General features: G+C 62.2%; 21 protein-coding genes, 1 tRNA gene and 2 pseudogenes. 8 read left to right on the top strand and 16 right to left on the bottom strand.

Annotation, left to right across the window (positions count from 1 at the left end; translation table 11 throughout):
- Positions 1 to 2 precede the first annotated feature (2 nt).
- Both LMTR13_RS30870 and LMTR13_RS30875 read right to left on the bottom strand, forming a co-directional pair.
- Positions 3 to 893 (bottom strand): branched-chain amino acid ABC transporter permease, encoded by an 891-nt coding sequence (locus tag LMTR13_RS30870; protein ID WP_065731060.1) that lies wholly within the window; start codon positions 891 to 893, stop codon positions 3 to 5.
- 79 nt (positions 894 to 972) lie between these two features.
- A complete protein-coding gene (locus LMTR13_RS30875; RefSeq protein WP_065731061.1) occupies positions 973 to 2,169 on the bottom strand; it encodes an ABC transporter substrate-binding protein in 1,197 nt (398 codons plus the stop codon).
- Between the two features lie 409 nt (positions 2,170 to 2,578).
- On the opposite strand from LMTR13_RS30875, the gene LMTR13_RS30880 reads away from it, so the two are divergent.
- From LMTR13_RS30880 to LMTR13_RS40025, 7 genes and pseudogenes are all read left to right on the top strand, one after another.
- Positions 2,579 to 4,312, top strand: a complete 1,734-nt coding sequence (locus tag LMTR13_RS30880) for an acyl-CoA synthetase (RefSeq protein WP_083219521.1) — start codon at positions 2,579 to 2,581, stop codon at positions 4,310 to 4,312.
- Between the two features lie 26 nt (positions 4,313 to 4,338).
- The gene (locus tag LMTR13_RS30885) at positions 4,339 to 5,613 is read left to right on the top strand and encodes an ABC transporter substrate-binding protein (protein WP_065731062.1); all 1,275 of its coding nucleotides are present in this window, start codon (positions 4,339 to 4,341) and stop codon (positions 5,611 to 5,613) included.
- A gap of 45 nt (positions 5,614 to 5,658) precedes the next feature.
- On the top strand, positions 5,659 to 6,555 hold the full coding sequence (locus LMTR13_RS30890) for a branched-chain amino acid ABC transporter permease (protein WP_065731063.1): 897 nt from the start codon (positions 5,659 to 5,661) through the stop codon (positions 6,553 to 6,555).
- On the top strand, positions 6,552 to 7,481 hold the full coding sequence (locus LMTR13_RS30895) for a branched-chain amino acid ABC transporter permease (protein WP_065731064.1): 930 nt from the start codon (positions 6,552 to 6,554) through the stop codon (positions 7,479 to 7,481). The genes LMTR13_RS30890 and LMTR13_RS30895 overlap by 4 nt, the downstream gene beginning before the upstream one ends.
- On the top strand, positions 7,478 to 8,209 hold the full coding sequence (locus LMTR13_RS30900; RefSeq protein ID WP_065733105.1) for an ABC transporter ATP-binding protein: 732 nt from the start codon (positions 7,478 to 7,480) through the stop codon (positions 8,207 to 8,209). Before LMTR13_RS30895 ends, LMTR13_RS30900 begins: the two co-directional genes overlap by 4 nt.
- Positions 8,196 to 8,843: an ABC transporter ATP-binding protein gene (locus LMTR13_RS30905; RefSeq protein WP_065731065.1), complete on the top strand. Its 648-nt coding sequence runs from the start codon at positions 8,196 to 8,198 to the stop codon at positions 8,841 to 8,843. Before LMTR13_RS30900 ends, LMTR13_RS30905 begins: the two co-directional genes overlap by 14 nt.
- 178 nt (positions 8,844 to 9,021) lie before the next feature.
- Positions 9,022 to 9,939 (top strand): annotated as a pseudogene (locus LMTR13_RS40025) (IS630 family transposase).
- Positions 9,940 to 10,394: 455 nt separating this feature from the next.
- Here the strand turns inward: LMTR13_RS40025 and LMTR13_RS30920 are convergent.
- From LMTR13_RS30920 to LMTR13_RS30970, 11 genes are all read right to left on the bottom strand, one after another.
- Complete coding sequence (locus LMTR13_RS30920) at positions 10,395 to 10,766, bottom strand: 2TM domain-containing protein (RefSeq protein WP_156795869.1); 372 nt, start codon at positions 10,764 to 10,766, stop codon at positions 10,395 to 10,397.
- A 19-nt stretch (positions 10,767 to 10,785) separates the two neighbouring features.
- Positions 10,786 to 11,244, bottom strand: coding sequence for a hypothetical protein (locus LMTR13_RS30925; protein WP_065731067.1), 459 nt, complete (start codon positions 11,242 to 11,244; stop codon positions 10,786 to 10,788).
- Positions 11,245 to 11,295: 51 nt separating this feature from the next.
- Positions 11,296 to 12,045 carry a TRAP transporter small permease subunit gene (locus LMTR13_RS30930; protein ID WP_065731068.1) on the bottom strand — a complete coding sequence of 250 codons (750 nt, stop codon included), beginning with the start codon at positions 12,043 to 12,045 and terminating at the stop codon, positions 11,296 to 11,298.
- Positions 12,046 to 12,085: 40 nt separating this feature from the next.
- Complete coding sequence (locus LMTR13_RS30935; RefSeq protein ID WP_083219294.1) at positions 12,086 to 13,585, bottom strand: TRAP transporter large permease; 1,500 nt, start codon at positions 13,583 to 13,585, stop codon at positions 12,086 to 12,088.
- Positions 13,586 to 13,681: 96 nt separating this feature from the next.
- Positions 13,682 to 14,770: a TRAP transporter substrate-binding protein gene (locus tag LMTR13_RS30940; RefSeq protein ID WP_197520946.1), complete on the bottom strand. Its 1,089-nt coding sequence runs from the start codon at positions 14,768 to 14,770 to the stop codon at positions 13,682 to 13,684.
- A 591-nt stretch (positions 14,771 to 15,361) separates the two neighbouring features.
- Positions 15,362 to 15,437: transfer RNA gene (locus tag LMTR13_RS30945), tRNA-Lys, on the bottom strand.
- Between the two features lie 165 nt (positions 15,438 to 15,602).
- Positions 15,603 to 16,193 (bottom strand): Spy/CpxP family protein refolding chaperone, encoded by a 591-nt coding sequence (locus LMTR13_RS30950; RefSeq protein ID WP_065733107.1) that lies wholly within the window; start codon positions 16,191 to 16,193, stop codon positions 15,603 to 15,605.
- A 130-nt stretch (positions 16,194 to 16,323) separates the two neighbouring features.
- Positions 16,324 to 17,649, bottom strand: a complete 1,326-nt coding sequence (locus tag LMTR13_RS30955; RefSeq protein WP_065731070.1) for a TRAP transporter large permease — start codon at positions 17,647 to 17,649, stop codon at positions 16,324 to 16,326.
- Positions 17,646 to 18,221, bottom strand: a complete 576-nt coding sequence (locus LMTR13_RS30960; RefSeq protein WP_065733108.1) for a TRAP transporter small permease — start codon at positions 18,219 to 18,221, stop codon at positions 17,646 to 17,648. The genes LMTR13_RS30955 and LMTR13_RS30960 overlap by 4 nt, the downstream gene beginning before the upstream one ends.
- Positions 18,222 to 18,342: 121 nt before the next feature.
- Positions 18,343 to 19,344 carry a TRAP transporter substrate-binding protein gene (locus LMTR13_RS30965; RefSeq protein WP_065731071.1) on the bottom strand — a complete coding sequence of 334 codons (1,002 nt, stop codon included), beginning with the start codon at positions 19,342 to 19,344 and terminating at the stop codon, positions 18,343 to 18,345.
- 328 nt (positions 19,345 to 19,672) lie between these two features.
- On the bottom strand, positions 19,673 to 20,974 hold the full coding sequence (locus LMTR13_RS30970; RefSeq protein ID WP_065729675.1) for an IS1182 family transposase: 1,302 nt from the start codon (positions 20,972 to 20,974) through the stop codon (positions 19,673 to 19,675).
- A 914-nt stretch (positions 20,975 to 21,888) separates the two neighbouring features.
- Here LMTR13_RS30970 and LMTR13_RS30975 point away from each other — a divergent pair.
- Positions 21,889 to 22,677 (top strand): class I SAM-dependent methyltransferase, encoded by a 789-nt coding sequence (locus tag LMTR13_RS30975; RefSeq protein ID WP_065731072.1) that lies wholly within the window; start codon positions 21,889 to 21,891, stop codon positions 22,675 to 22,677.
- A 141-nt stretch (positions 22,678 to 22,818) separates the two neighbouring features.
- Here the strand turns inward: LMTR13_RS30975 and LMTR13_RS30980 are convergent, their stop codons facing one another.
- The 3 genes and pseudogenes from LMTR13_RS30980 to LMTR13_RS30990 all read right to left on the bottom strand — a co-directional run bounded on the left by LMTR13_RS30980 (position 22,819) and on the right by LMTR13_RS30990 (position 24,531).
- Entirely contained in the window at positions 22,819 to 23,280 is a 462-nt protein-coding gene (locus LMTR13_RS30980) for a DUF302 domain-containing protein (RefSeq protein ID WP_065731073.1), read from the bottom strand.
- An 85-nt stretch (positions 23,281 to 23,365) separates the two neighbouring features.
- A pseudogene (locus LMTR13_RS30985) lies at positions 23,366 to 24,087 on the bottom strand (cytochrome c biogenesis CcdA family protein).
- A gap of 51 nt (positions 24,088 to 24,138) precedes the next feature.
- Complete coding sequence (locus tag LMTR13_RS30990) at positions 24,139 to 24,531, bottom strand: thioredoxin family protein (RefSeq protein WP_065731074.1); 393 nt, start codon at positions 24,529 to 24,531, stop codon at positions 24,139 to 24,141.
- Positions 24,532 to 24,679: the final 148 nt, after the last annotated feature.

Raw genomic sequence — 24,679 nt, forward strand, 5'->3', positions numbered from 1 at the left:
TCTCAGTCGCGCCCGGCCGCCTTGGCGAAGATGCCTCCCGGCCGGAACACGAGGAAGGCGAACAGGAGCATCATAATGTAGAGGTCTCGTTCGGTCACACCACGCAGGAACTGGAACAGGCTCTCCAGCCCGCCCACGATCAGGCCGGCGATGATCGCCCCTGGTATGCTGCCGAGGCCGCCAATCACGGTGACAATCAGGCCCTTGACGGTGAGCGGCTGAGCCAACAGCGGCGACAGCATGCCGATCGCCGCGCCGCTCATGGCACCGGCAATTCCGCCCAGCATGCCGGTGACCACGAAGGTCAGAACGTTCACCTGCAGGATGCTGATGCCACAGAGCTGCGAGGCGATCGGCTGCTGCGAGACGGCGCGCGTGGCGATGCCCAGCCTGGTCCGATAAAGCAGCAGCAGGAACAGCACCATGCAGGCACAACCAAGCAGGAAGACGAACATCAGGTCGCCGCGCAGCATGAACGGGCCAAGCCGCACGACCACGTCGGAATACAACGCCGGATAGGCGAGCGGCACGCCTTCGGTCGTGTGCACGATAATCTCGTCGATCAGCAGCAACAGGCCGACAGTCGACATCAAGGTGGCCAGCGGATTGGCGACGGGGATGAACTTAAAGCCGATGAAATAGACGAGCGCACCGATCACCCCGCCGCATAGCGCCGCGGCCATGAAGACGATGATGGCCGGCGCTGTGAAGCCGCTGAGAAGCAGCAGGCTTCCGTAAGCAGCGCCGATCGACGCTGCGGCATAGGAAAGGTTGATCTTGTGCATCACACCGAAGATGAGCGTGAAACCTATTCCGAGCAGCGCGTAGGTGGAGCCGAACAGCAACCCGTCGGCGACGGACTGCACGGCATCGAACAGATCAAGCAGGTCCACTGCGGTGCCCCCTACACTACAGGGTCAAGGTTGACAGGATGCAGCGGGCCAGCCGGGCCCGCCGCGTCCTTGACGGCGATCACGACGAAGGCTTGTGGAGGACCTGCCAACTCCCGTCCTTCGCATGCACGTAGAGGTACGGCTTGATCGCCTCGCGGTCGTTGGTGCGCCCAACCGTGCCGAGCAGCCCTTTTGTTTCCTTCAACGCGGCCAACCCCTGACGCATCTTGTTGCGGTCGGCCTGCACGGTATCGGGCTTTGCCATGATCTTCTGGCTCTCGATCACGTCCTTGAGGATGAACATGATCTCGTAGGCCGCCGCGCTGTGCAGATCCATGCTGCCGCCTTGCTTGGAGACGTTGTCGGCCGCGGCTTTCGCCTCCGGGGTGACGGGCGCAAAGCTGGTCGGTATGATGATGCCTTCCGCCTGTTTGGCGCAACCCTGCAACGTCTCAATGCTGGACGAACTGGTCAGGCCGATCAGGAGTTTCGGCTTCACGCCCTGGCGGTCCATCTCGCGCAGCACCCCGCAGGTCGTGAATGGGTGGGCGGAAATGGCGACAATCTCCGGATTGGCACGGCGCATTTCGCGCACCTGCGTCGAGAAGGTCGTGTCGTTCAGCAGCCACTCGCCGGTCCCGAGCACTTGGAAGCCGTTCTCCTCGGCCTGCTTCTTCATCACGCCGTAGGTGGCATTCGAATGCGCAAAGTCCTTTTCGACGCCGCCGTAGATCGTCTTCAGATTGGGATGCTCCCGCTTCAGCCACGCGAACAGCGACTTGTACATTTCGAGCTCACTCGGGACGTTGCGAAACGCCCACTCGGAAATCGCGGCGAGGCCGCCCTTGGCAGCTACGTCGGCGAAAACAGGAAATTGCAGTCCGCTGTCGGAGGCATCGCCCACCTTCTTCTGCAGGATGCCGAATAGCGACTCGGCAACGTTCGAGCAAGTCGGCCCGATCGCCACAAAGGCATCCGTCGAAGCGATGCGGCGGATGACGGAGATTCCCTCCTCGGCGTTGCAGCGATCATCGAGGAATTCGACCGAAAGCTTCGCTTTCGCGCCGTCACCCAGGGTGACGCCGCCCGCCTTGTTGATCTGCTCGGCGGCCGCCTTCATCGCCGCCTCGCTGTTGACGCCGAACACGCGGACGACGCCGGATTTGGCGCCGAAGCCGGTGATCTTGACGGTACGCTCCTGGGCCAGAGCGCCGCCGGAAAGGCTGGTCGTCATGCCGGCAAGCAGCGCGGCAGCCGCAATACTGACAATTCTCATGGGGTCTCCTCCTGCTGAAAAGCGGGCGGTTTTTCCGCCTCTCTTGTGGTTTGAGGATCCTGCAAGGCCGGTCTCGCGTCGCACTCGTGCTTGACCGTCCGCAATCGATGGTGAGCCTGAGGAATGTCACGCCCGTTTGCAAGTCCCTTGTCTTCGGCGCGGATTATGCCGTGCCGCAGCAATCGAACGACAGGCAATCTGGCGGGCATTCGTCCGGATAGGCATCATCACCGACGGCCGGGTCAGGCTAGTCAGCCTTGCCAAGGCGCCGCCAGCGATCAACAATGTCATCCTGCCGGCAATGGAGGGCGCGGTTCGGCATATGCTCGGCGCCCTGGTCCAGGAGAATTGGATCGGACGGCGCGCGCTGACGCTTCGCCACAGCGCGGGCGCCGCGGGAGGAGCAGCGATGGTACGATCACCGCAAGGCAGGCGCGCTGCACGGCCCAGGCGAACGATCTCCAGGCCAGCACGCAAGACGCCTGCGGCGAAGTCCAATCGACGGTCGCGCGGTGGCGCCGGCAACGGGGCGTTTTCCGGCCTCGGCCGCAGCGAAGCAAACTTCTCCCCGCTCACGCCCATTTCGTTCCTGCCCCGCTCGGCCGAGATCTATCCGGATCGGACCGCGGTGATCCACGGCGAGCGGCGCTACAGCTATCGCCAGTTCTATGAGCGCGCCCGTCGCCTCGCGTCGGCGCTCGCTGGCACCGGCGTCAAGCGCGGCGATACCGTTTCGGTCATGCTGCCGAACGTACCGGCGATGGTCGAGGCGCATTATGGCGTGCCGATGCTCGGCGCGGTGCTGAACGCCATCAACACCCGTCTCGAGGCGGCAACGATCGCCTATATTCTCCAGCATGCCGAGGCGAAGGTGTTGATCACCGACCGCGAGTTCGCGGCGCAGGTTGGTCCCGCGCTTGCGGCGCTGAAAAAGCGGCCGCTGGTGATCGACGTTGACGACGAGCTTTATACCGGGCCCGGTGAACGGCTCGGCAAGTTCGAGTACGAGGCATTCATCGCCAAGGGCGATCCGAACTTCGCCTGGAGCGCGCCGGCCGACGAGAGCAGCGCGATCGCGCTCAATTACACATCCGGCACCACCGGCAACCCGAAGGGCGTTGTCTATCATCACCGCGGCACTTTCCTCGAGTCCGTCGGCAACATCATGGCCTGGCCGATGCCGCCGAAGCCGGTCTATCTCTGGACGCTGCCGATGTTCCACTGCAACGGCTGGTGCTTCCCATGGTCGGTGGTGGCGATGAGCGGCACGCATGTGTGCCTGCGCAAGGTCGATCCGGCGCTGATCTTCCCGATGATCGTCGAGAACGGCGTAACGCACATGTGCGGCGCGCCGACGGTGCTGACGATGCTGACGTCGGCGCCGGCCCAGCAACTGCGCCGGTTCAACCATGTGGTAGAAATCCAGACCGGCGGCTCGCCGCCGCCGGCCAAGGTGATTGAAGCGATGGAGCAACTCGGCTTCCGCGTCACGCACATCTACGGCATGACGGAGCTGCAGGGTCCTTCCACCTATTGCGCGCCGCAGGATGACTGGTCGGCGCTGCCGCTCGCCGAACGCGCCGGCTTTGTCGCACGCCAGGGCGTCCGCTATCCTGTGGTCGAAGGGCAGATGGTGGCAGATGCGAAGACCATGAAGCCGGTGCCCCGCGACGGCCAGTCGATCGGCGAGATCATGGTTCGCGGCAATACGGTGATGCTCGGTTATTTGAAGGAGCCGAAGGCGACCGCCGACGCCTTCCGCGGCGGCTGGATGCACACCGGCGACCTCGCGGTCGAGCATCCGAACGGCTACGTGGAGATCAGGGACCGCGCGAAGGACATCATCATCTCGGGCGGCGAGAACATCTCCAGCGTCGAAGTCGAGATCGCGCTCTACAAGCACCCGGCGGTGCAGCTCGCCGCCGTCGTCGCGCGGCCGGATTCGAAATGGGGCGAGACGCCCTGCGCCTTTGTGCAGCTCAAGCCCGGCACTCAGGCGACCGAGGAGGAAATCATCACCTTCTGCCGCGACCGGCTCGCGCACTTCAAGGCGCCGAAATCGGTGGTTTTCGGGCCGCTGCCGACGACTGCAACCGGCAAGGTGCAGAAGTTCACGCTGAGGGAGCGCGCGCGATGCCTGTAGGAAGTCCAACGAGGAGGAGGAAACAAATGCGACCATTATCGAGCTTCGGGTTGCGCGCGGCCTTGGCCGCGTTCGTCTTTCTGCTGGCGGTGCCGGCTTCGCTGGCGCAGCAACCCCTCAAGGTCGGCATCGTTACGTTCCTGTCCGGTCCGGCCGCCGGTCCGTTCGGGGTCCCGGCCCGCAACGCCGCCGAGCTGACGGCCGAGTCGCTCAACGCGGGCACCGTGCCCGCACCCTATTCCCAGAAGGGCTTCGGCGGGACGCCCATCGAACTCGTCATCATCGACGAGGCCGGCGGCCCACAGAAGCAGGTGGCCGAGTATCGCAATCTCGTGCCAAGGGTCGACATCGTGATCGGCTACATCTCGAGCGGCGATTGCCTGGCGATTGCGCCCGTTGCCGAGGAGCAGAAGAAGCTCACCGTCCTGTTCGACTGCGGCACGCCTCGCATCTTCGAGGACGCGAGCTATAAATACGTGTTTCGCACCGGTCCAACCGGCACGATGGATAACGTCTCCGTCGCGCTTTATCTGGTGGAGCGCACTCCCAACGTAAAATCGATTGCCGGCCTCAATCAGAACTATGCCTGGGGTCAGGACTCCTGGGCGGACTTCGAGAACGCCATGAAGACCCTCAAGCCTGGCATCGAGGTGAAGACCTCGCAGATGCCGAAGCTTTTTGCGGGTCAGTTCGGCGCCGAAATCACCACGCTTCTCGGTAGTGGGGCGGAGGTGATCCATTCCAGCATGTGGGGCGGCGATCTTGAGGGCCTCGTGCTGCAGGGCGCACCGCGTGGCCTGTTCGAGAAGCACAAGGTGGTGCTGTCAGCCGGCGAACCGGCCATCAACAGGCTGGGCACGCGGATTCCGGACGGAACCATTCTGGGGGCGCGTGGTCCGTTTGGGCCGTTCGCACCGGACACCGATCTCGCGCGCTGGCTGAAGACCACCTACCAGGACCGCTACCACGTCCCGCCGAACTATGCGTCCTTCAAGATGACGCAGGCAATCCTCAGCGTGAAGGCGGCCTACGAGAAGGCCAAGGGCAGCGGCAATGCGGCACCCGACCAGGACAAGATCATCGCTGCGCTCGAGAACCTGACCTTCGAAGGCCCCGGTGGGCCGGTGAAGATGGCGCTCGGCAAGGGCCACCAGGCGATCATGGACGCCGCCGTCGGCACGACCAAGGTCGAGGGCGGTGAGCTCAAGATCGTGGATGTCGCACGCTATTCCGCGGACAAGGTGAACCCACCCGACGGCATGAAAAGCGAAACCTGGATCAAGTCTGGCCTCAAGAAATAACAATCAGGGGCGGCAGTCCTGCGGGCTGCCGCCGCTTGGCTTCAGATGAGCAGCATCCTGCCCATTGCCTTCGACGGCATCGCCTATGCGTCCTGGCTGTTCCTGATCTCGGCCGGGCTGACGCTGATCTATGGCGTCATGCGCATCCTCAACGTGGCCCATGGCAGCCTCTATGCCCTGGGCGCCTATGCAGCCTGCTCGCTTGCCGGCGCATGGCTCGGTGGCGGACTGCCGGCGGCCGGCAGCTTCGCCATGCTGCTGCTCGCGGCCGTCCTCGTCGGCTCCCTCGTCGGTCCGCTGATCGAGCGTGGCCTGCTGCAGTGGATGTACGGCAAGGACGAGGTGGTGCTGGTGCTGGTCACCTATGCTGTCTTCCTGATCATGGAGGACGTGATCAAGCTGGTGTGGGGCGTGGACTCGTTGCTGCTGCCCGAGCCCTACGCGTTGCCCGGAAATTTTCAGCTCGGCGGCCTGCCTTATCCCGTCTACAACGTAGTGCTGATCGCATTGGCGCTGGCGACCGGGCTCGCCCTTGCCTGGGCGCTCTATCGCACGCGCCAGGGCAAGCTGCTGCTCGCCGTCATCCACGACCGTGAGATGAGCATGGCCATGGGCATCAACGTGAGCCGGGTCTATCTCGCCACCTTCGCCGTCGGTGCGACGCTGGCGGCGCTCGGCGGGGCATTCACGGCGCCGACGATAGCCGTGACGCCCGGCATCGGCGTGGAGGTGATCGTGCTCGCCTTCGCGGTGGTGGTGATCGGCGGTCTCGGCAGTCTCGGCGGAGCGGCGCTCGGCGCGCTTCTGGTCGGCCTCGTCCGCTCGGCCACGGTGCGCTACTGGCCGGAGGCCGAGCTGTTCTCCATCTACGCCGTGATGGCCATGGTGCTCATTGCGCGCCCGAAGGGACTGTTCGCGGCGCAGGAGGCGCGCAAGATATGAAGGCTGCAATTGTCGCAATCGCTTCCCTCGTCGCGCTGACAGGGTTGGCTCTGCTCTCGCCGCAATGGCTGGTGTTCATGGCCATGCTGGCGCTCGCCAAAGGCGTGGTGGTGCTGGGGCTTCTTGTGCTGATGCGCACCGGGCTCGTGTCGTTCGGCCAGGGGCTGTACTTCGGCATCGGCGCCTATGCGGCTGCCCTCCTCTCGCATCATCTGCATGTTGCCGATGCGGCCGTAATGCTGCTCGCAGGCGCCGCTGCCGCCGGGTTGGTAGCCGCTCTGCTGGGCCTGCTGCTCGCCAGGTATCGCGACATCTTCTTTGCCATGCTGTCGCTGGCATTTTCGATGATCCTGTACGGCGTGCTGGTGAAGAGTGCCGCGCTCGGCAGCACGGACGGGTTCAACCTGCATGCGCGCACGTTCTTCGGAGTTGCCTTGGCGTCCGGCGCGGAGCGGCGGGTGTTTCTCATTGCAGGCGCGGTCTGTGCAGTGGTTGCGGCGCTATTGGTGCACCGGCTGCTGGGTGGACACTGGGGGCGATTGGCCACCGGCGTGCGCGACAACGAGCTGCGGGTGGCCTATCTCGGCGCCTCACCCTACCGCGTGGTTTACGTCAACTATCTGATCGCGGGTGCCCTTGCGGGCCTGGGCGGCGCCCTCGCGGCACTCGCGGTCGGCCATGTCGATCCCGAGATGACGTATTGGACGACCTCAGGCGAGTTCGTGTTCATCGCCATCCTGGGCGGCATCCAGAGCATTCTGGCCCCCTTCGTGGCGGCCACCATCTTCGAGGCTCTGCGCATGATTGCCAGCCAGTACGCGCCCAACGTGTGGCAGATGTCGCTCGGCCTTGCCATGCTGACCATCATCATGTTCTTGCCGGCTGGCCTATGGACGCTCGCCGAGCGGCGGCGGAGGTCCGCATGAGGGCGGTGCTGACTGCACAAGGGTTACAGAAGAGCTTCGGCGCCGTGAGGGCAGCGACCGATATCAGCCTGACGTTCGATCCCGACACCGTCGTCAGCCTGATCGGTGCCAACGGTGCCGGCAAGACGACCTTTCTCAACATGGTGACGGGCTATCTCAGGCCCGACAGCGGGCAAATCCTGTTCGGCGAACGCGACATCGTGGGCTTGAGCCCGCGTCAGATTACCAAGCTCGGCATCTCGCGCTCGTTTCAGATACCGCAGCTCTTCAATTCGCTGAGCGTTCGCGAGAATCTGCTGCTCGCCGAGAGTATCGCCGCGACTGACAATCCGCAGGCCGCGACCGATGAGGCGCTGACGCGGTTCGAGCTCGCTCCCTATGCTGCGCAGAAGGCCGGCCTGTTGCCCGAAGGAATCCGCAAGCTGCTCGACGTTTCCATGGCCCTGTCCAGCCGCTCCAAGCTGCTCCTGCTCGACGAGCCGACGAGCGGCGTCTCTGCCGACGAGAAGTTCGCCATCATGGACGTCGTGATGGGCGCGGCGCGTATCGCCGGGGTGACGGTGATCTTCGTCGAGCACGATATGGACATCGTGGCGCGATTTGCCGGGCGCGTGGTGGCGTTCTACGACGGCGGCATCATCGCGGACGGATCGCCCGACACCGTGCTGCGCGCAGAGAACGTGCGCCGCTACGTGATCGGCGAGGAGATCCCCCATGCTGCGGCTTGAGGGCGTCTCCGTGTCGATCGGGGCGGTGGCGATTTTGCGTGGCGTCGATCTCGAGGTCAGCGCAGGGGAGTTCGCCGGCCTGATCGGGCGCAATGGCGCAGGAAAGACCACCCTGTTGCGCACCATCATGGGGCTGCAGGCGCCGGCGTCCGGACGGCTCGACTTCGAGAGCCAAGAGCTGGCGGACTTGCCGACCTATCGTCGCGCAGGGCTCGGCATCGGCTACATGCCAGAGGACCGGCGGCTGGTACCGGGCCTGTCGGCGGAGGAGAACATCCTGCTGCCTGCCTGGGCCGCGGACGCGGACGACGCAAAGGTGCAGCTCGCGCACATCTACAACACCATCCCGGAGCTGACGACCTTGCGCGCGCGCAAGGCCCTGCAGCTCTCGGGCGGCCAGCAGAAGCTGGTGGCCCTGGGTCGGGCGATGATGGCGGGACGCAAGCTTCTCTTGCTGGATGAGCCGTTCGAGGGCGTGGCGCCGGTGCTGGCCCGGCGCCTGGCCGAGGTGATCTCGGGGCTGCGCAAGTCCGGATTGTCGGTGATTCTCGCCGAATCAAGCATGACGCACGCGCATGGCCTGCTCGATCGCGTGTTCACCATTGACCGCGGGTCGGTAGGCGTGAGGAGTTGACGAGGAACGCACACGCCGGCACTGCGAGCGGCACCAACGAATTCTGCTCCAAGTCCAATCTCTCGGAGTGTCCGTTTTGCTCGCGCTAGAGCGTTAGCCCATCTGACTGAATCGTCGGGGATTCACAAATCAGCGTTTTAGTGATTCAAGCTGGTCGCCGGACTGGAGGCCGGCGGGCATGGCGAAACCGCTGTCGATGGATCTTCGCGAACGTGTGCTTGCCTGTATTGGAGGCGGCGTTTCAGGCCGGCAGGCTGCTGAGCGATTTGGCGTCAGCGCGGCGAGTGTAAGCCGCTGGCGAACGCGCGAGCGGGAGCAAGGCGATGCCCAGCCGAGAGCTCAGGGCGGCGATCGCAAGTCCCACCGGATTGATGCCCATCATGCGACGATCGTGGCTCTGCTCAAGGCCTCACCCGACATCACCATCGAGGAATTGCGTGATAGCTTGAGCAAACAAGGCCTGTCCTTTGGTTATGGCACGATCCGACGCTTCTTCGAGCGGCACAAGATCACGCGTAAGAAAAGACCGCCCATGCCACAGAGCAAGATCGCCCGGATGTCTTGACGCGACGCCAGACCTGGCGCGAGAGCCAGGGCAAGCTCGACCGGGATCGGCTCGTCTTCATCGACGAGACCTGGGCATCGACCAACATGGCGCGAACACATGGTCGATGTCTGCGCGGAGAACGCCTGCGGGCCAGCGTTCCTCACGGCCACTGGAAAGCAACAACCTGCGTCGCCGCCCTCACCACGCGCGGCACCATCGCGCCCTGGGTGCTCGATGGTCCCATCAATCGCGATGCCTTTGAAACCTACATCGAAAAGGTGCTCGTCCCCGAGCTCCCGGACGACGCTATTGTCATCATGGACAACCTCTCCAGCCACAAAGGGGGCCCCGCATACGTGAGATGATCGAGGCAACCCGATCGAAAACGCCTTCGCCAAGCTCAAAGCAAGCTTGCGAAAGGCCGCCGAACGTACCGTCGGCGGCCTTTGGGACGCTATCGGGCGCACCGTCGACACCTACACGCCAGCAGAATCCACAAACTACTTCACCGCCGCCGGCTACTTGCAACCTGATAGGCTAACGCTCTAGCGTGCCTTGATAGTCCGCCAGATGTCACCGCTTTTTTGCGATATCCAACTACTCGTCGAATGTTGCCGAGCAAGTTCAAAATCGCGGAGACGCAACGCCCGATCTCTGCGAAACGGCACCCAAAACGCAAAAGGCGATCCTTCCGGATCGCCTGCGCCGACATCACAAGAATCGGTGCTGCAGGGGGCTCGCAAATTCCCAAGCTGGCTTGCACAACGAGTTCACTGGTGAGTCTTAGATGGCGCTCTCTAGCGACGAACGACAAACCAATGAATTCAAGGCAGAGTGTTTGGGTAAGAAACGCCTCATTGTTTTTTCAAGCCGTTTCAGAATGCTCTCGCGTGCAGCAGCCAAGGAGCCTAAGTTCCAGGTGGTGAGAGAAAAGCGGAGGGCATGCTTCCACCTGATAGACTCGGCGCTACCTTAACTCGGGGTTCTGCCCAAACCATTTTTGGTCAGCGCGGCGGCGGGGGCGGCACTTCACCCTTCTCGAACCGAGACTTGATGTCCTCAATGTGCCCCCGATCATAGCTCTTGAGGTTGAGCTCTTCGGTCCGCGCATCGGCCCAGCGCTCGTCGACCGTCGCCGTCTTGTAGAAGAGGTAGTGCGCCGCGAGCAAAGGGCTGGTCACGAGCAGCGGCCAGAACGCCCACCAAGGCCGCCCCGTGAGAAAGTTCAGCCCGTTGAGGATGAGATTCGCGGACACGAAAAACCACACGTGCCAGAGGAAGTAGCGCACCAGCCAGCGATAGACGGGCGCAAGACGAGCGCGCCATGAGGATGCGGGGGATGCGGATTCGGGCGGGCCGGCCGCCGGGCTCGTCATCGGTTCATCTCCGCGCACCTCATTGCGGCGGCATGTCCGGATAGGTCCTGACGATCGCGAGCACGCGCCAACTGTAGCGCAGCCACAGCAGCACGATCACGGTCAGCAGTACCTTGTCGCCCGTGCCGAGGTTTGGATGAAAGCCATACAGCACAAAGTAGATCAGCGCCGCGACGGGTGCACTGGCGCAGAAACTCGCCGCCCACGGGTGCCGGGTCGTGCCGAAGATCAGGGCGGCGCCGACCACCGCAAGCGCATAGACCGGCACGCCCAGCGCGCCGCCGTGCGGCAGCTCGGTCGACATTGCCGCAACGCCGACCACTGAGAACAATACGCCCATGAACAGCGTGTAGGCGAATAGCTCATAGCGCGCCTGCGTCTGCGTCATTCGCGTCACCGGCACGAAATATGGCGTCTTGACGTCGTCAAACACGTATCGCTTGAACAGCTTTTCCCAGTCCAGGTTGTTGTTGCTCATGATCTCCTGCCGGACCAGATCCGCGGGCAGCTGAGTGATCGCGGCAGCACTCTACTCCGCCGCGTCCGCCTTCTCCGCAAGGGCTGGAGGAATCTCAGGTTCGGACACGACATCCTCCAGCGTCAGGCGCTGTTTACCTTCTACCCTGGTGCCGGCCTCTTCCGGCCATTCCAGCGTCATCAGCGAGAAGCGTCGCGTGCGCTCACCCCACAGCACCATCACCACCTGCAGCCACACGGAAAAGCCTGCGATGGCCGCAACAATCAGTCCCGCCACCAAGACGCTCTTGATGATCCAGCGGTGGGTCAACCCGACGGTCGAGGCCGAGATCTCGCCGGTGAGGAATGACTGATGGGCATAGGAGACGGCGAACCAGATGACGACGAGGAGATAGGGGATCATGAAGCATGTGAGCCCCAGGAACTCCAGCCACGCCTGCTTGCGGAATCCGAGACGGTTGCGCACGAGGTCGACGCGCACATGCGTGTTGTAGATCGTGCCGAAGCCGAGCGCCAAAGCGAACAGCGCGGTGTGGAAGTGCCACTCCATCTCCTGCAGCAGAGTCGACTCGAACATGCGGCCGAAGTGCTCGACGAGCCAGAGCTGAGCGCCCTGCATCCTTCCGCCCGGACCCACCCAGACAAGCTTGCGGATCACCACGTCGATGACGGTGACGAGGACGAGCGGGACGATCAACCAGGCCGCGCAGCGGCCGACCAAATCGACGAAGCTGCGCAGCCTGTCGCTCAAACCAAGGGCCAGTGGTGTTCCGTGCGTCTCTCGAGTGACCTGCTTGTGCATTGGCACATCCCTGTATCAACCACCGGAAATGGGAGTGAGTTCAGTCATAAGTACGGCGCATCAGCCAAAGGGCGATCTCCGGCCACAGCATGACAGCGATGAGCGCCAGCAGTTGCAGCAGAACGAACGGCACGATGCCCTTGTAGATACTCTCGATCTTGATCTCCTTGGGCGCAATGCCTTTGAGATAGAATAGCGCAAAGCCGAAGGGTGGGGTCAGGAACGACGTCTGCAAGTTGACCGCCATCAGGATGGCAAACCAGTACACCACGTCGGCCTTCGCGATGTGCTCGCCGAAGTCGAGCCCCGCAATCAGCGGCGCAAAAACCGGGAGCACGATCAGCGTGATCTCAATCCAGTCGAGGAAGAATCCGAGGAAGAACACAATCCCGAGAATGAGGATCAGGAGTCCCCAATCGGTCAATCCCGCCGACGTGATCAGCTTCTCGACGATGTCGTCGCCGCCGAGCGAGCGATAGACATAGGCGAAGCAGGTGGCGCTGATGATGATGAAGAAGACCATCGCGACGGTGCGCGCGGTGGCCACACACGTCTCCGACAGCATCCCGACGTTGAGCCGGCCCGCGAACAGCGCAAGCAGCAACGCCCCGAAGGCGCCGACGGCGCCCGCCTCGCTCGGTGCGGCCCAGCCGAACAGGATCGAGCCCTTGATCATGCCGATCAGGAACACCGGCGGAAAGAATGCCTTCATGAGCAGGGGCACCAGCTTGCCCTTCGGTACCACCAGCATTTCCGGCGGCAACGGTGGCGCGAGCCTGGGATTGATCAATGCCGCGAGGTAGACGAACAGCAGATAGAGCGCCGCCAGCGACAGGCCGGGTCCGATCGCCGCCATGAACAGGTTGCCGACCGACACGCCGAGCAGGTCGGCCATGATGATCAGCATAATGCTTGGCGGGATGAGAATGCCGAGCGTCCCCGACGCCGCGATCGTGCCGCAGGCCAGCGCATGGCTGTAACCCTGACGCATCATGGTGGGCAGCGCGAGCGCCGTCATCATCGTCACCGAGGCGCCGATGATGCCAGTCATGGCGGCAAGGATGGTGCCCATGATTGTCACGCCCAGCGCCAAGGCGCCGGGCACGCGCTTGAGCAGCACCTGCACGCAGTAGAGCAGATCGTTGGCGATGCCGCTCCGCTCCATGACCACCCCCATGAAGATGAAGGTGGGCACGGCGACCAGCACCAGATTCTCGGCGGCCTGGCCCCAGATGCGCGGCACGAAATTGAAGAACTCGATAAGTTGAAAGACGCCGAGGAAGTACCCGATCAGTCCGAACAGCAGCGCTACCCCGCCGAGAATGAAGGCGACCGGGTAGCCGCTGAACAGCAGGGTGGCCAATGTCAGGAACATCAGGATCGGCAGGAAATCCTGCACGAGGTAGAGGAGCTCGCGTCGCTGCTCCAATGGCAGGCTGGCGATCAACGTCGCGAGCGTTGCGAGCGCAGCCAGTATCAACAGCGGAATACCGAACGCGATCAACCGCCGATCGACGCGGCTCTGCTCCTGCAGGGACATCCTATCACCTCAGCGAGTCCGAAGTCGGTGTGATGCTGAGCCGCGCGCAGACGGATCAGCATCGATGCTCGTGTTCAGGGATGCAACCGCCCTGCCCTATTCTTTCTGATAGGTCGGCTTGAGTACCTGGGATTCACCCCAGATTGCATACTTCTTGCGGAAATCGAGGTAGTGGTCGGCAACCTTCTTGAATATCGGATCGTTTGCCGACTCCTCCTTGATCACCTCCAGCCACGCCTTCTCGAACGCGGCCAGCGTGCCGTCCGGCCAGCGCTTCACCTGTACGCTGTACTTGTCTTTCATCTCCTGCATGACCTGGAACTGCTGTGCTTCGGTCTCGGCGTAGGTGTAAGCAACCTGCGCCTGGGCCGCGACCTGGATCATCGCCTTGTAGTTGTCGGGCAGCGCTTCATAGGCCTTCTTGTTCATCAGGAACTCGCTGCACGAGACCTGCTGGTGCCAGCCCGGGAAGTAGTTGAACTTGGCGATCTTGTGGAAGCCGAGCTGGATATCCATCTTCGGCATCGAGAATTCGGTCGCATCGATAACGCCGCGCTCAAGCGCGGGGAAGATGTCCGCCGCCGCAAGGAGCTGGGTCGAGACGCCCATCTTCTGCATCACCTTGGCGCCGAGGCCGAAGAAGCGCATCTTCATCCCGCGCATTTCCTCCAGCGATTTGATCTCGCCGCGGAACCACCCCGAGGTCTCCGGACCAATGCAGAAGCAGTCGAAGGCGATCAGGTCGTGCTTGGCGTAGATCTCGTCACGAAGCTGGTTGCCGCCGCCGAACCACTTCCATGCGAGAAACTCGCCGAAGCTCGGGCCGAAGGGAACGGTGGTGAAGAAGGCGAGCGCCGGATACTTGCCGGTGTGATAGCCCGGCGTCGTCCAGCACGATTCGACGGACCCCTTCGATACGGCGTCGAAGCATTCCAGCGCCGGAACCAGCGCACCCGGTTCGAAAAACTTGATCTCGAACTTTCCTCCGGACATGCGCTCGATGTCCTTGCTGAAGCGCACGCCTGACGGCCCGAGATGCGGCAACTGGCTGCCGAACGTGCTTTGCATTCTCCAGCGGATGCGCTCCTGCGCGTTGGCGTCGGTGACCGTTGCCGCCAAAGTGACGGCAGAGAAGCTCAGGGCCGACAGTCCCATGAGCCCAAGTCTCAGCAGGCTTCTCGACATTAGAGTTCCTCCCTCTCACGCTTCGTTGTTCTGAATTCTTCTTGTCGAAGCCGGGCGCTTTGCGCTTCCGGTACGCACAACATCGCGGCCGCCAACAAGGCGACAGCACAGCTCGGAAGCGCATTTTCTTATTAGTCCCGCTGGGTACGCAGGGAAAACCTCTGGACGCAAAGCCCCGAGCTGCTCACGTCAAATACGTGAATGCAAAAAGGTCGCACGGCGCAGGGGTCCTGTCAAAAGGGTTTTCCCCGACGGGATTGTCGGCTCACCGCTGCCGCCCTCCCCCCTGTCGTTTCCGCGCCGGCTCGCGATCCACAAAGCCCGCCGACGCGGTATTCGCTCTCGATGATTATGTGCGGGGGTCGCACGCAGCCTTGGTAGCGGGAGGGAGAATCGACCCCCGACTCGAACAATCCGGTTCTGGTTCTGCAGCTAGCGGTACCCTACGGCGGCGGACAGAACAGATTGTCCGTTTTGCTCGCCCAATGGAAAAGTCGTGCAGCAATCCAGCCGTGCGACATACGACCACAAAAACGTCGCACGAGACCCGTTTTGTTCTCCGCGACCTATTGGGGAGGAATGCTTTCGCGATGGTGGGCGCACCAGGGCTCGAACCTGGGACCCGCTGATTAAGAGTCAGCTGCTCTACCAACTGAGCTATGCGCCCGGATCTTGGTCCGGAAGGTCCTTTGCAAGAGGGCGTCGTTTAGCAAAGCGACCTCCAGATGTCCAGCAAGCCGGAGCAAGTTTTCCCGGGCTTTGGCGGCTCCCCGCTATGGCAAAAAGCCGCTGGATTTCAGCGGCTTCCGGCCGAAGCCGGGGCCAGGCCGCGTCAGAGCCGTTCGGGGCCGCCCCGGGCCGGTCCGTCGTCCCGGTCATAACGGTCCCGGCCGTAGCCGTGATGCCGGCCAAAGTCGCGGTCCCTGCCCATTTCGCGCTCGAACCGGTGATGGCGCCAGCCTTCCCTGCCCCCGATCCGGTCCATGTGGGTCAGGACGGCAAGCCGGCGCTTCTGGCTGTCATCCAGGGTCTTGTAGAGCGGGTCGGCCACGTCGGCGATCTTCTTCATCGCGGTCGCCATGGCCCCCATGTTCTCGGCCCGGTCGCGCAGCCGCGATACCGGATCGTCCGGCTTCTGCTGGCTGGAATCGTCCCGTGCCGCGTTCATCCGCGCATTGGCGCGATCGATTTTGAGCTTGGCAAACTCCCGGACCGCGGCCTCGACCGGCGGCCACAGCTTTTCCTGGTCGGCCGTCAATTTAAGGCCGGCATGGACGGCTGCGATCCGCGCGTCGGCGTACGCCGCCCGGTCCTCCGGGCTCATCCGCATATGGCCGTAGCCCCAATGGCGGTGCTGGGCATAGACGGCGGTCGAGCCGGCAATGGCAAGGACCGCGACGGCGGCGATGGTGAATTTCCTCATGCGAACCTCCTTGAAAGGTTGCATGAAGATGAGCCTGCGTCAGTCGGCGTTCAACTTAAGGATTGGCAAGGGAGGCTTCCCTTACCAAGATGTAATGTGACACCGTTTGATCCACCGCAATGCGATATGGCTACAGCATCCCCAACGCGCGAGGCAGCCACAGCGAGATTTCCGGCACGTAGGTGACGATGCCGAGGAAGATCAGCATGGTCAGAAGCCATGGCCACACCGCGATCGTCAGCTCGGTGATGCCCATCTTGGCGATGCCGGAGGCGACGTAGAGGTTGAGTCCGACCGGCGGATGGCACATGCCTACTTCCATGTTGACGACCATCAGGATGCCCAAATGCACCGGATGGATGCCGAGCTTGACCGCCACCGGAAACAGGATCGGCGCCATGATCAGCACGATCGAGGACGGCTCCATGAAGTTGCCGGCGAGCAGCAGCAGCACGTTGACGATAAGAAGGAAGATGATCCAGTTGACGCCGACCGAGGTGATCCAGTTTGCGATGTGCTGCGGAATGTTTTCGTTCGCCATCAGGAATGAGAACAGCACCGCATTGGTGATGATGTAGAGGATCATCGCGCTCATATTGGCCGAGCCGAGCAGCACCTTCGGCACGTCCCTGAGCGACATGTCGCGATAGACGAACACCGCAATCACGAAGGCGTAGACCGCACTGATCGCGGCCGCCTCGGTCGGCGTGAAAATGCCGGCATAGATGCCGCCGAGCACGATCACGATCAGCAGCAATCCCCACATGCATTTGCGGAACGCCGTGAAGCGTTCGCCCCAGCTCGCGCGCTGCAGCCGCGGATAATCGTTCCTCCAGGCGCGGTAGAAGGTTGTCACCCCAAGCAGCGTGGCCATCATCATGCCGGGAATGACGCCTGCGATGAACATCTGGCCAACGGATGCCGATGACACCCGCTGGCCAGCGGGATCGAGCGCGATGCTGCCACCGGTCGCCACGCAATAGATCACCATCACGATCGAGGGCGGGATCAGGATACCGAGCGCGCCTGATGTTGTGATGACGCCGGCACCGAAGCGCCTCGGGAATCCCTGCTTGACCATCGCCGGCAGCATGATCGCGCCGATCGCGATCACAGTCGCCGGCGACGAACCGGACACGGCGGCAAACAGCGCGCAAGCCATCACGCCGGCAAGCCCAAGGCCGCCATACCAGTGTCCGACCATCGAGGTCGCAAAATCGATCATGCGTCTCGCGACACCGCCATGGGTCAGGAAATTTCCCGCGAGGATGAAGAACGGGATAGCCATGATCTCGAAATTGTCGATGCCGGTGAACAGCTTCAGAGCCACCGACTCGGTCGGCACGTTCGTCATCGTGTAGATGACGGTGAGCACCGTCAGACCCAGCGCGATCGAGATCGGCATGCCGGTCAGCATCAGCAGGATCAGCAGTCCGAAGATGATGAATGAGGTCATCGAGTCACCTCCGCGGCGCCCGCGCCGGGCGCCTCGACGTCGACGCCCTCGACATGGGCGTGGTCATGGTGCGGAAGATCGCCCGTGAAGAAGTAGCGATACGCGACCTGCAGGAAGCGGAAGCACATCAGGTAGGAGCCGAGCGGAATACAGAGGTAGACGAACCAGCTCGGGATCTCGAGGTCGGGCGACACCTGGTCGGTGTAGTAAAGCCCGTAGACGAAATGCGCGCCCATGGTGCCGATGACGGCAGTGAAGAAGGCCCCGCAAAGCAGTCCGAACAGCACGATCGCGTTCTTCCAGGGCGGCCTGACCTGGTTGACCACGACGTCGACGCCGACATGGATGCCGGTGCGGACGCCATAGGCGGCGCCGAACTTGGCGACCCACACGAACATGTAGATGCAGAGCTCCTGCGCCCAGGACAGGTTGATCGGGAACAGGATCGGAAAGAGGAAGGGAACGCCGAGCAGATAGCGATGGCAGACGGCGAGGAAGATGATGAAGGTCGCGAGCGCCATCAGCGTCGCGATCAATATCTCCTCAAGCCGATCGAGGATGCGAAGCAGTATCAATGTCCCCCCTTCAGGTCAGGCTTTTACGACGCCTCACCTTCCTTCGCGGCCGTGTGTTGCCGAGCCCCGACATACAAAGGGCTTCCGTGCCTTGGCACGGAAGCCCGACAACGTCGTCTCAGTTGGTTGCGCCCTTGGCTTCCTTCATGAACTCGTCGATCACCCCCTGGCCGACACGGCCGGCGACGTCCTTGTAGACTGACTCCATCGCCTTGCGCATGGCCGAGTCCTGCTCCGGCGTCAGCTTGATGATCTCGCTCTTGCCGGACTTGACGATCTCGGCGAGCGCGTCGTCGTTTTCCTTCTGCGACTGACCGTTGCCGTAGGCGGTGGCTTCCTTCATCGCCTTCTCGCACTGGGCGCGGATGTCAGCCGGCAGGCCATCCCAGAACTTCTTGTTCACGACCACAATGTAGCCGATATAGCCGTGATTGGTGTTGGTGATGTACTTCTGCACCTCGTGCATCTTCTGGGTATAGATGTTCGACCAGGTGTTCTCCTGTCCGTCGACGACGCCCGTCTGCAGCGCCTGGTAGACTTCCGAGAACGCCATCACCTGCGGGACCACGCCGAGGCCACGGAACTGAGCTTCCAGAACCTTCGAGGACTGGATGCGGAATTTCAGGCCGCGATAGTCGGCCGGCGAAATGAGCTTCTTGTTGGCGCTCATCTGCTTGAAGCCGTTATCCCAGTAGGCGAGACCGGTCATACCCTTCGGCTCGAGCAGCTTGAGCAGCCTGGTACCCAGCGGTCCGTCGGTGACCTTACGCACCGTGGCGAGGTCGGGCAGGATGTAGGGAAGATCGAACACCTCGAATTCCTTGACGCCGATCGGGCCGAACTTGGCGTTCGAGGGCGCCAGCATCTGCACCGCGCCGAGCTGCAGCGCCTCGAGCTCTTCCTTGTCCTTGTAGAGCTGAGAGTTCGGGTAGACTTCGACTTTGACTTTGCCCTCGGTATATTTCTCGGCCAATTCCTTGAATTTCTCCGCCGCGAGCCCCTTCGGCGTGTTGGTCGCCACCACGTGGCTGAATTTGATCACGATCGGCGACTGAGCCGCGGCCGGTCCGATCAGAGTCAACGCCGCGATCGATGCCGCGGCCAAAATCAGTTTGCGCATATATCCTCCCAATTTTTTGCAGAACGCGAACGGCACGGTTCCGCGGCTTGCATGCCAGTTGCACCAATACAGATAAGCTGGCCAAATTGCCATTGCCCGTTAGCAGGGACTGCCTCCCAGGACTTGCTGCGCTGCAAAAAAATGGCTTTCCCGTAGGATGGGTTTCGCTTCGCTCTACCCATCCTACTCAGACCGTCATCCCCGCGAAGGAGCCTGTGAAGGAATTGAGCTTAATGGGGGATGGTTGCCGCCACCGATATCGCGGCGGCGTTTGGTGGGCCGATCGGTTGATGCGGTTACCTCACTGGCTCTCTCCGGTGAACTCTGGTCACGTGGGTCTGCCTCGCAGGCGGTGCGCTGCCAGCAGGTTATTGGCGAGCGCATGCCAGAGCGCCACTGCCGCGGCCTTGATCAGGCCACGCACCGGAATGAAGCCGAAGCCGTGGTTTTTGAGGTTGGCGTTGATCCGCTCGATGAGCTTGCGCCGTGCGTACACGTCGGTGCCAGCCTGCGTCGCCATCCGACTGCGCCACTCTTTGACACTGTCAGGCTCGCGGGCCCGCTCTCTGGTCCGCCTGACAAGCGTCTCGGGTTTGACATCCTGACGGTCTGAAGGTGGCGGCGTATAGACCTTCACCGGTCCGGCGGCGTGCTCCGACAGAGTGGCGATGTCCTCGGCAGTCGCGTAACGGGTGTCGATGAGAAGCGTCTGTGGTGCTTTGCCGTAGCGCTTCACCAACTGATCCACCATCGGCATCGCCAAGCCGGCATCGTTGCGCCGATCCGTCATCTCTACTGCGACAATGATGCCTGGCCGGGGCACCACCGCGATCTGTGCATTATAGGCCGGACGAATGGCCCCGTCCGGAAAGCGCATCGAGCGCGCCTGCGGATCACTCAGCGAGACTTTCGGCTCAGACTTCTTCGCCTCGTCCTTGGCATGGGTCTTTTCTCGTTTCGCCTTCTCCGCTCGCATCCGCTCAAGCGCTGCCCGCGCGCGTGCAGCGCTTTCCTTCACTTCCCGAGACCCTCGCTCCTGCGCCGCCCGCTTGCGGCGCGAAGACGCCTCCGGATCGCTTTCGGTTTCCGCCTTGAGCGCCGCAAGCCGCCGCTCCACGGCAGCCTCAATACGATCAAGCCTGCTGCCGCTCTTGAACGATTCACGGCTGGCATTCGCTCGAACCTTGGTGCCGTCCACCGCAATCTCGGCCAGCGACACCACCCCTTCGGCAATCAACGCCGTCACGCTCTCCGTCAGGAGCCGATCGAGAACCTCCACATGCGCAACCCGGAAGTCCGCAAGCCCGTGGTAGTTGAGCGGTACCCCACCGGCGATCCAGCGGTACGCCGGATCATGCCGTGCAAGCCGTTCAAGTTGCCGAGCCGAACCTACTCCTTCGATCGTCGCATAGAGCCAAAGCGCCAACAGAACCGCCGGATCCGGCGGCGGGCGTCCAGGTTCCCCTTCACGGGCCTTGATCGCCTCGTAAAGCCGCGAAAGGTCCAAGCTCTCCACAAAACTCACCACAATACGGGCGCGATGGTCGCTCGGAACCAGAGCTTCCAAATCCACAAAGTCCCACTGCGTCTGCGTCCGATCAGCCCGAATAAACCGTGCGTCACTGGTCATCGAATAACCCCGTTCGATGCCAGTGAATCACAGCGCAACCGGCTGCTCAATCCTATTCCCTCACAGGCTCGAAGGCGGGGATCCAGTACGCCGCGGCTTATCGGTTCTATCACTGGCGCCTCTGGGATACTGGGTCACCCGCCTTCGCGGGTGACGACAACTGAATATGAGGCGACATTCTCGCGACGCATCTCGCCCGAGGTTTGCATATCTTTTGCCCTCCTCGATATTAGAGGGCGCAGGGAAGACCGAGTGCTGGCTGCACCCGCGGTCTCGTGTGCCGTTGCGCAAAACAAAACGCACACGAGCATACAGGTACAGCGGGAGCATCCCGGCCTTCCCTGCGCAATGGCCTTACGGCTTACTTCGTGCTCTTCCCGGAGAACGGCTCTTTTGCCTCCGTCGCCACGCGGAAAACTTCCACGCGACTTAACGCCAGCACCGCGGCGCCAGAACCACACGACTTCGCCGTACGCTTCCGGCGCATACGTCCTTGCGCCTTCCGCGTCCACCGCATCTCACCGCACGTTCGTGACGATCGCGAGCGCCCCTCAATGGGTGAGACGGGCGAAAATATGCCGATGATTTGCCCCGGAAGTTAAGCGGAATATTTTTGATTCTTTTTGCTTCCCGGGCTTGACAAGATTTCGGAAAATCAGAACTGATTTGCCCGGTCGGGTTGATGTGACGCAGGCCGCCGCACGAGAAATCGCGCTTGAGAGCCGGCTGCTGAATACCGGACATATCGAGTATTCGATATTTCGGATAACATAGATCCAATTGGACCTCGAAAAAATTCATTTCACCGCTCGCCGGTGCGAGCCACCTGCCCGCTCCATGCCAAAACCGCGCAGCATCTCGATTTCACCTTGCACCCAAAGTTTGCGCGTTACAGTTAGTTACGGAGATTGCAAATGGCCGAACAACAAATCCGGTTCGATGACGGCGCTGCCTACGAGCAGTTGATGGGGGTTTGGAGCCGGAAAGTCGGGGAAGTCTTCCTGGACTGGCTGGCTCCATCGCGAGACTTGCGGTGGATCGACATCGGCTGCGGTAATGGCGCATTCACCGAACTCCTGATCGAACGGTGCGCGCCCGCGGAAGTACAAGGTATCGATCCCTCGGAAGGGCAATTGGCGTTCGCTCGCCTGAGACCGGCGGCACGCCTGGCGAATTTTCGCCAAGGCGACGCAATGGCGCTTCCCTTTCCCGCCGAGCAGTTTGATGCAGCCGTCATGGCGCTGGTCCTTGTCTTCGTTCCCGAGCCAACGGGAGGCGTCGAAGAAATGGTTCGCGTGGTTCGCCCGGGCGGGACGGTCGCGACCTATATATGGGACATGATGGGTGGCGGATTCCCGCTGGATCCCGTCCACATCGAGATGCGTGCGATGGGCCTTGCGCCACCGCGCCCGCCGCGAATGGACGCGTCCCGAACGGAGGAGCTACGAAACTTGTGGTCGGGCGCCGGCCTTGAGGCTGTGGAGACACGGGAGATCACCGTGCAACGGACCTACGCGAGTTTCGACGAGTTCTGGACGATCAACCTGAAAGCGCCCTCGATTGCCCCTATCCTTGCCGCCATGCCATCGGCAGATGTCGACCTGCTCAAGAGCCGGATACGCGCCCGCCTTCCCGAGGCCCACGACGGCCGCATGACGTGCGACGCTCGTGCGCACGCCATCAGGGGACGCAAACCAAATTAACCGGACCGGCGAACCAGCCGCGGACCAGGCTGGAAGCCCCGAACACGCGGGCGCCAACGACGCCGCATTCATTGATTGATGTCATTCCGGGCGGCATCGAGCCCGCGGCGCGCTGGAAGCGAGCCCCGTCAAAGCCACCTGCTATTTCGTCGCCTCGTCGGTTATGTCGTTCAAGACCTTCGTGAACGCCGCGTAGTTGGGCGGAGTCTCCAGTCCATGCCGCGGGTAGATTGTTTTATACAGATAGTCGGCCGAATTATAAGACAGCCATACCTTGCCCTGATCATCCTCCCAAACAAGCGCCTTCGGAGGATTGTCGATCGCCAGCTTTGGCGTCTTTGCCATAACCGGCGTGCCGAGTTTCGGATTGCCGAAGATGACCACCGTGCGTGGGCGCATATCAATGCCGAATTTCTTTCCCGCAGCAGCGTGGTCGATTTCGGTGAACACAATGAACCCTGCGCCTTCCCTTGATTTCACCGCCGCCGCAAACCGCGAAATGGTATCCTTCACCGAGTGGTTGCTGGACTTGGTAATGATACCGTCGTCCGCCGAAGCCGGCGTCACAAACAGAAGTGCCAAGAAAACGAAAATGAATTTCATCGGACTTCTCCCAACCGGGTTTCAGATTTTCAGGTAACCGACACCACCCTTCGCGTGCGACTTGCCAATACAGCTTCATAAGATTCTAGAACCGCGTGGTCAGATTAGTCAGCCATTCCGGCGAAACTTCGACCAGGAGGGTTTCAAGCGCCTTGTCCGTCCCCGAGATGACGAGCATGCCGACGACGAGAAGCAAAAGGCCGAGCACAAATTTCATTCCGCTGCCGGCGGCTAACAATCGGCCACGCCAGCGCGCCATCGTTTCCCGGGAGAGCCATCCCAGCCCCAGCAGTGGCAATGCCGCGCCGATGCCAAACGCAAACATCGTCAGCGCTACCTGGCCAAGATCCTTGCCTTGAGCGGCAAGCAAGGACGCTGCTCCAAGTGTCGGCCCCACGCATGGGCTCCATACCGCTCCCAGCAGCACCCCGATCCAAAACTGTCCAGCAACGCCGTCCGCGCGGCTCGTGAGCAACCTGCCATCGGCCCAATTCCCGATTGGGCCCGCTGCAACTGCGATCTGCGCCTGTAACCGCGGAACGACGAGCACGATGCCGACAAGCATGATCAGCGTCGCCGCGACGTAGCGCAGCCGGTCGGCATCCAATCCGATCGAGTGGCCCGCCGTTGCCAGAATAATCCGATGCCGACGAATGAGAGGCACAATCCGGCAGCAAGCGCCAAAGGTCCCTGACGATGACTGGATGCCGCAGCACCCAGGACGATTGGAAGTATCGGGAGCACGCAAGGTGAAAGGATCGAAAGGATTCCTGCGAGAAACGCCAAAAACGTACTGCCGATCGTCATCGCCGTTTCCCCATCTCCTAGTCACCTTTTCCGCCACGCTCGACGACGAAGTCAGACGGCTTTCCCGACCATGGCGAAGATCGAGTCCCGCTTGGTATCGCCGACCGAGCGGGCCGCTTCCTTGTCGCCCTTGAAGGCAATCAGGGTCGATTGCGCGCGGACGCCGAAGCGATTGAGCAGATCCTTCTGGCTGTCGAAGTCGATGACGAAATAGATGAGATCCTTGAACCTTGGATCAGCCCTCAGATCGCTCAGGATCGGGGCCTGCGCCTTGCAGGTCGGGCACCACGGCGCATGAACCGCAATCAGAATTGGCTTGCCGGCCTTCTGGGCCGCGGCGAAGGCCTTGGCATCGAACGCATGCGCGTTATCCGCGAACGCCGGCGCAGCGGCGAGCGTTCCGGCAACAAACACGGCTCCAAGAATGGATCGGCGGGTCAGCATGGCATTCTCCTTGTTGATCTGGATGAATTACGTTTCGGGGGCCGCAAACGTTACGCGCCCGCAGCAGCAGCGGCATCTATTTTCGCGAGGTTCAAGACTGGAGGTTCGAGGCAGCCGCGGCAAAGGTTAGCGGCCAGGCGAAAAATTC

This window comes from Bradyrhizobium icense (assembly GCF_001693385.1).
Taxonomy (GTDB): domain Bacteria; phylum Pseudomonadota; class Alphaproteobacteria; order Rhizobiales; family Xanthobacteraceae; genus Bradyrhizobium; species Bradyrhizobium icense.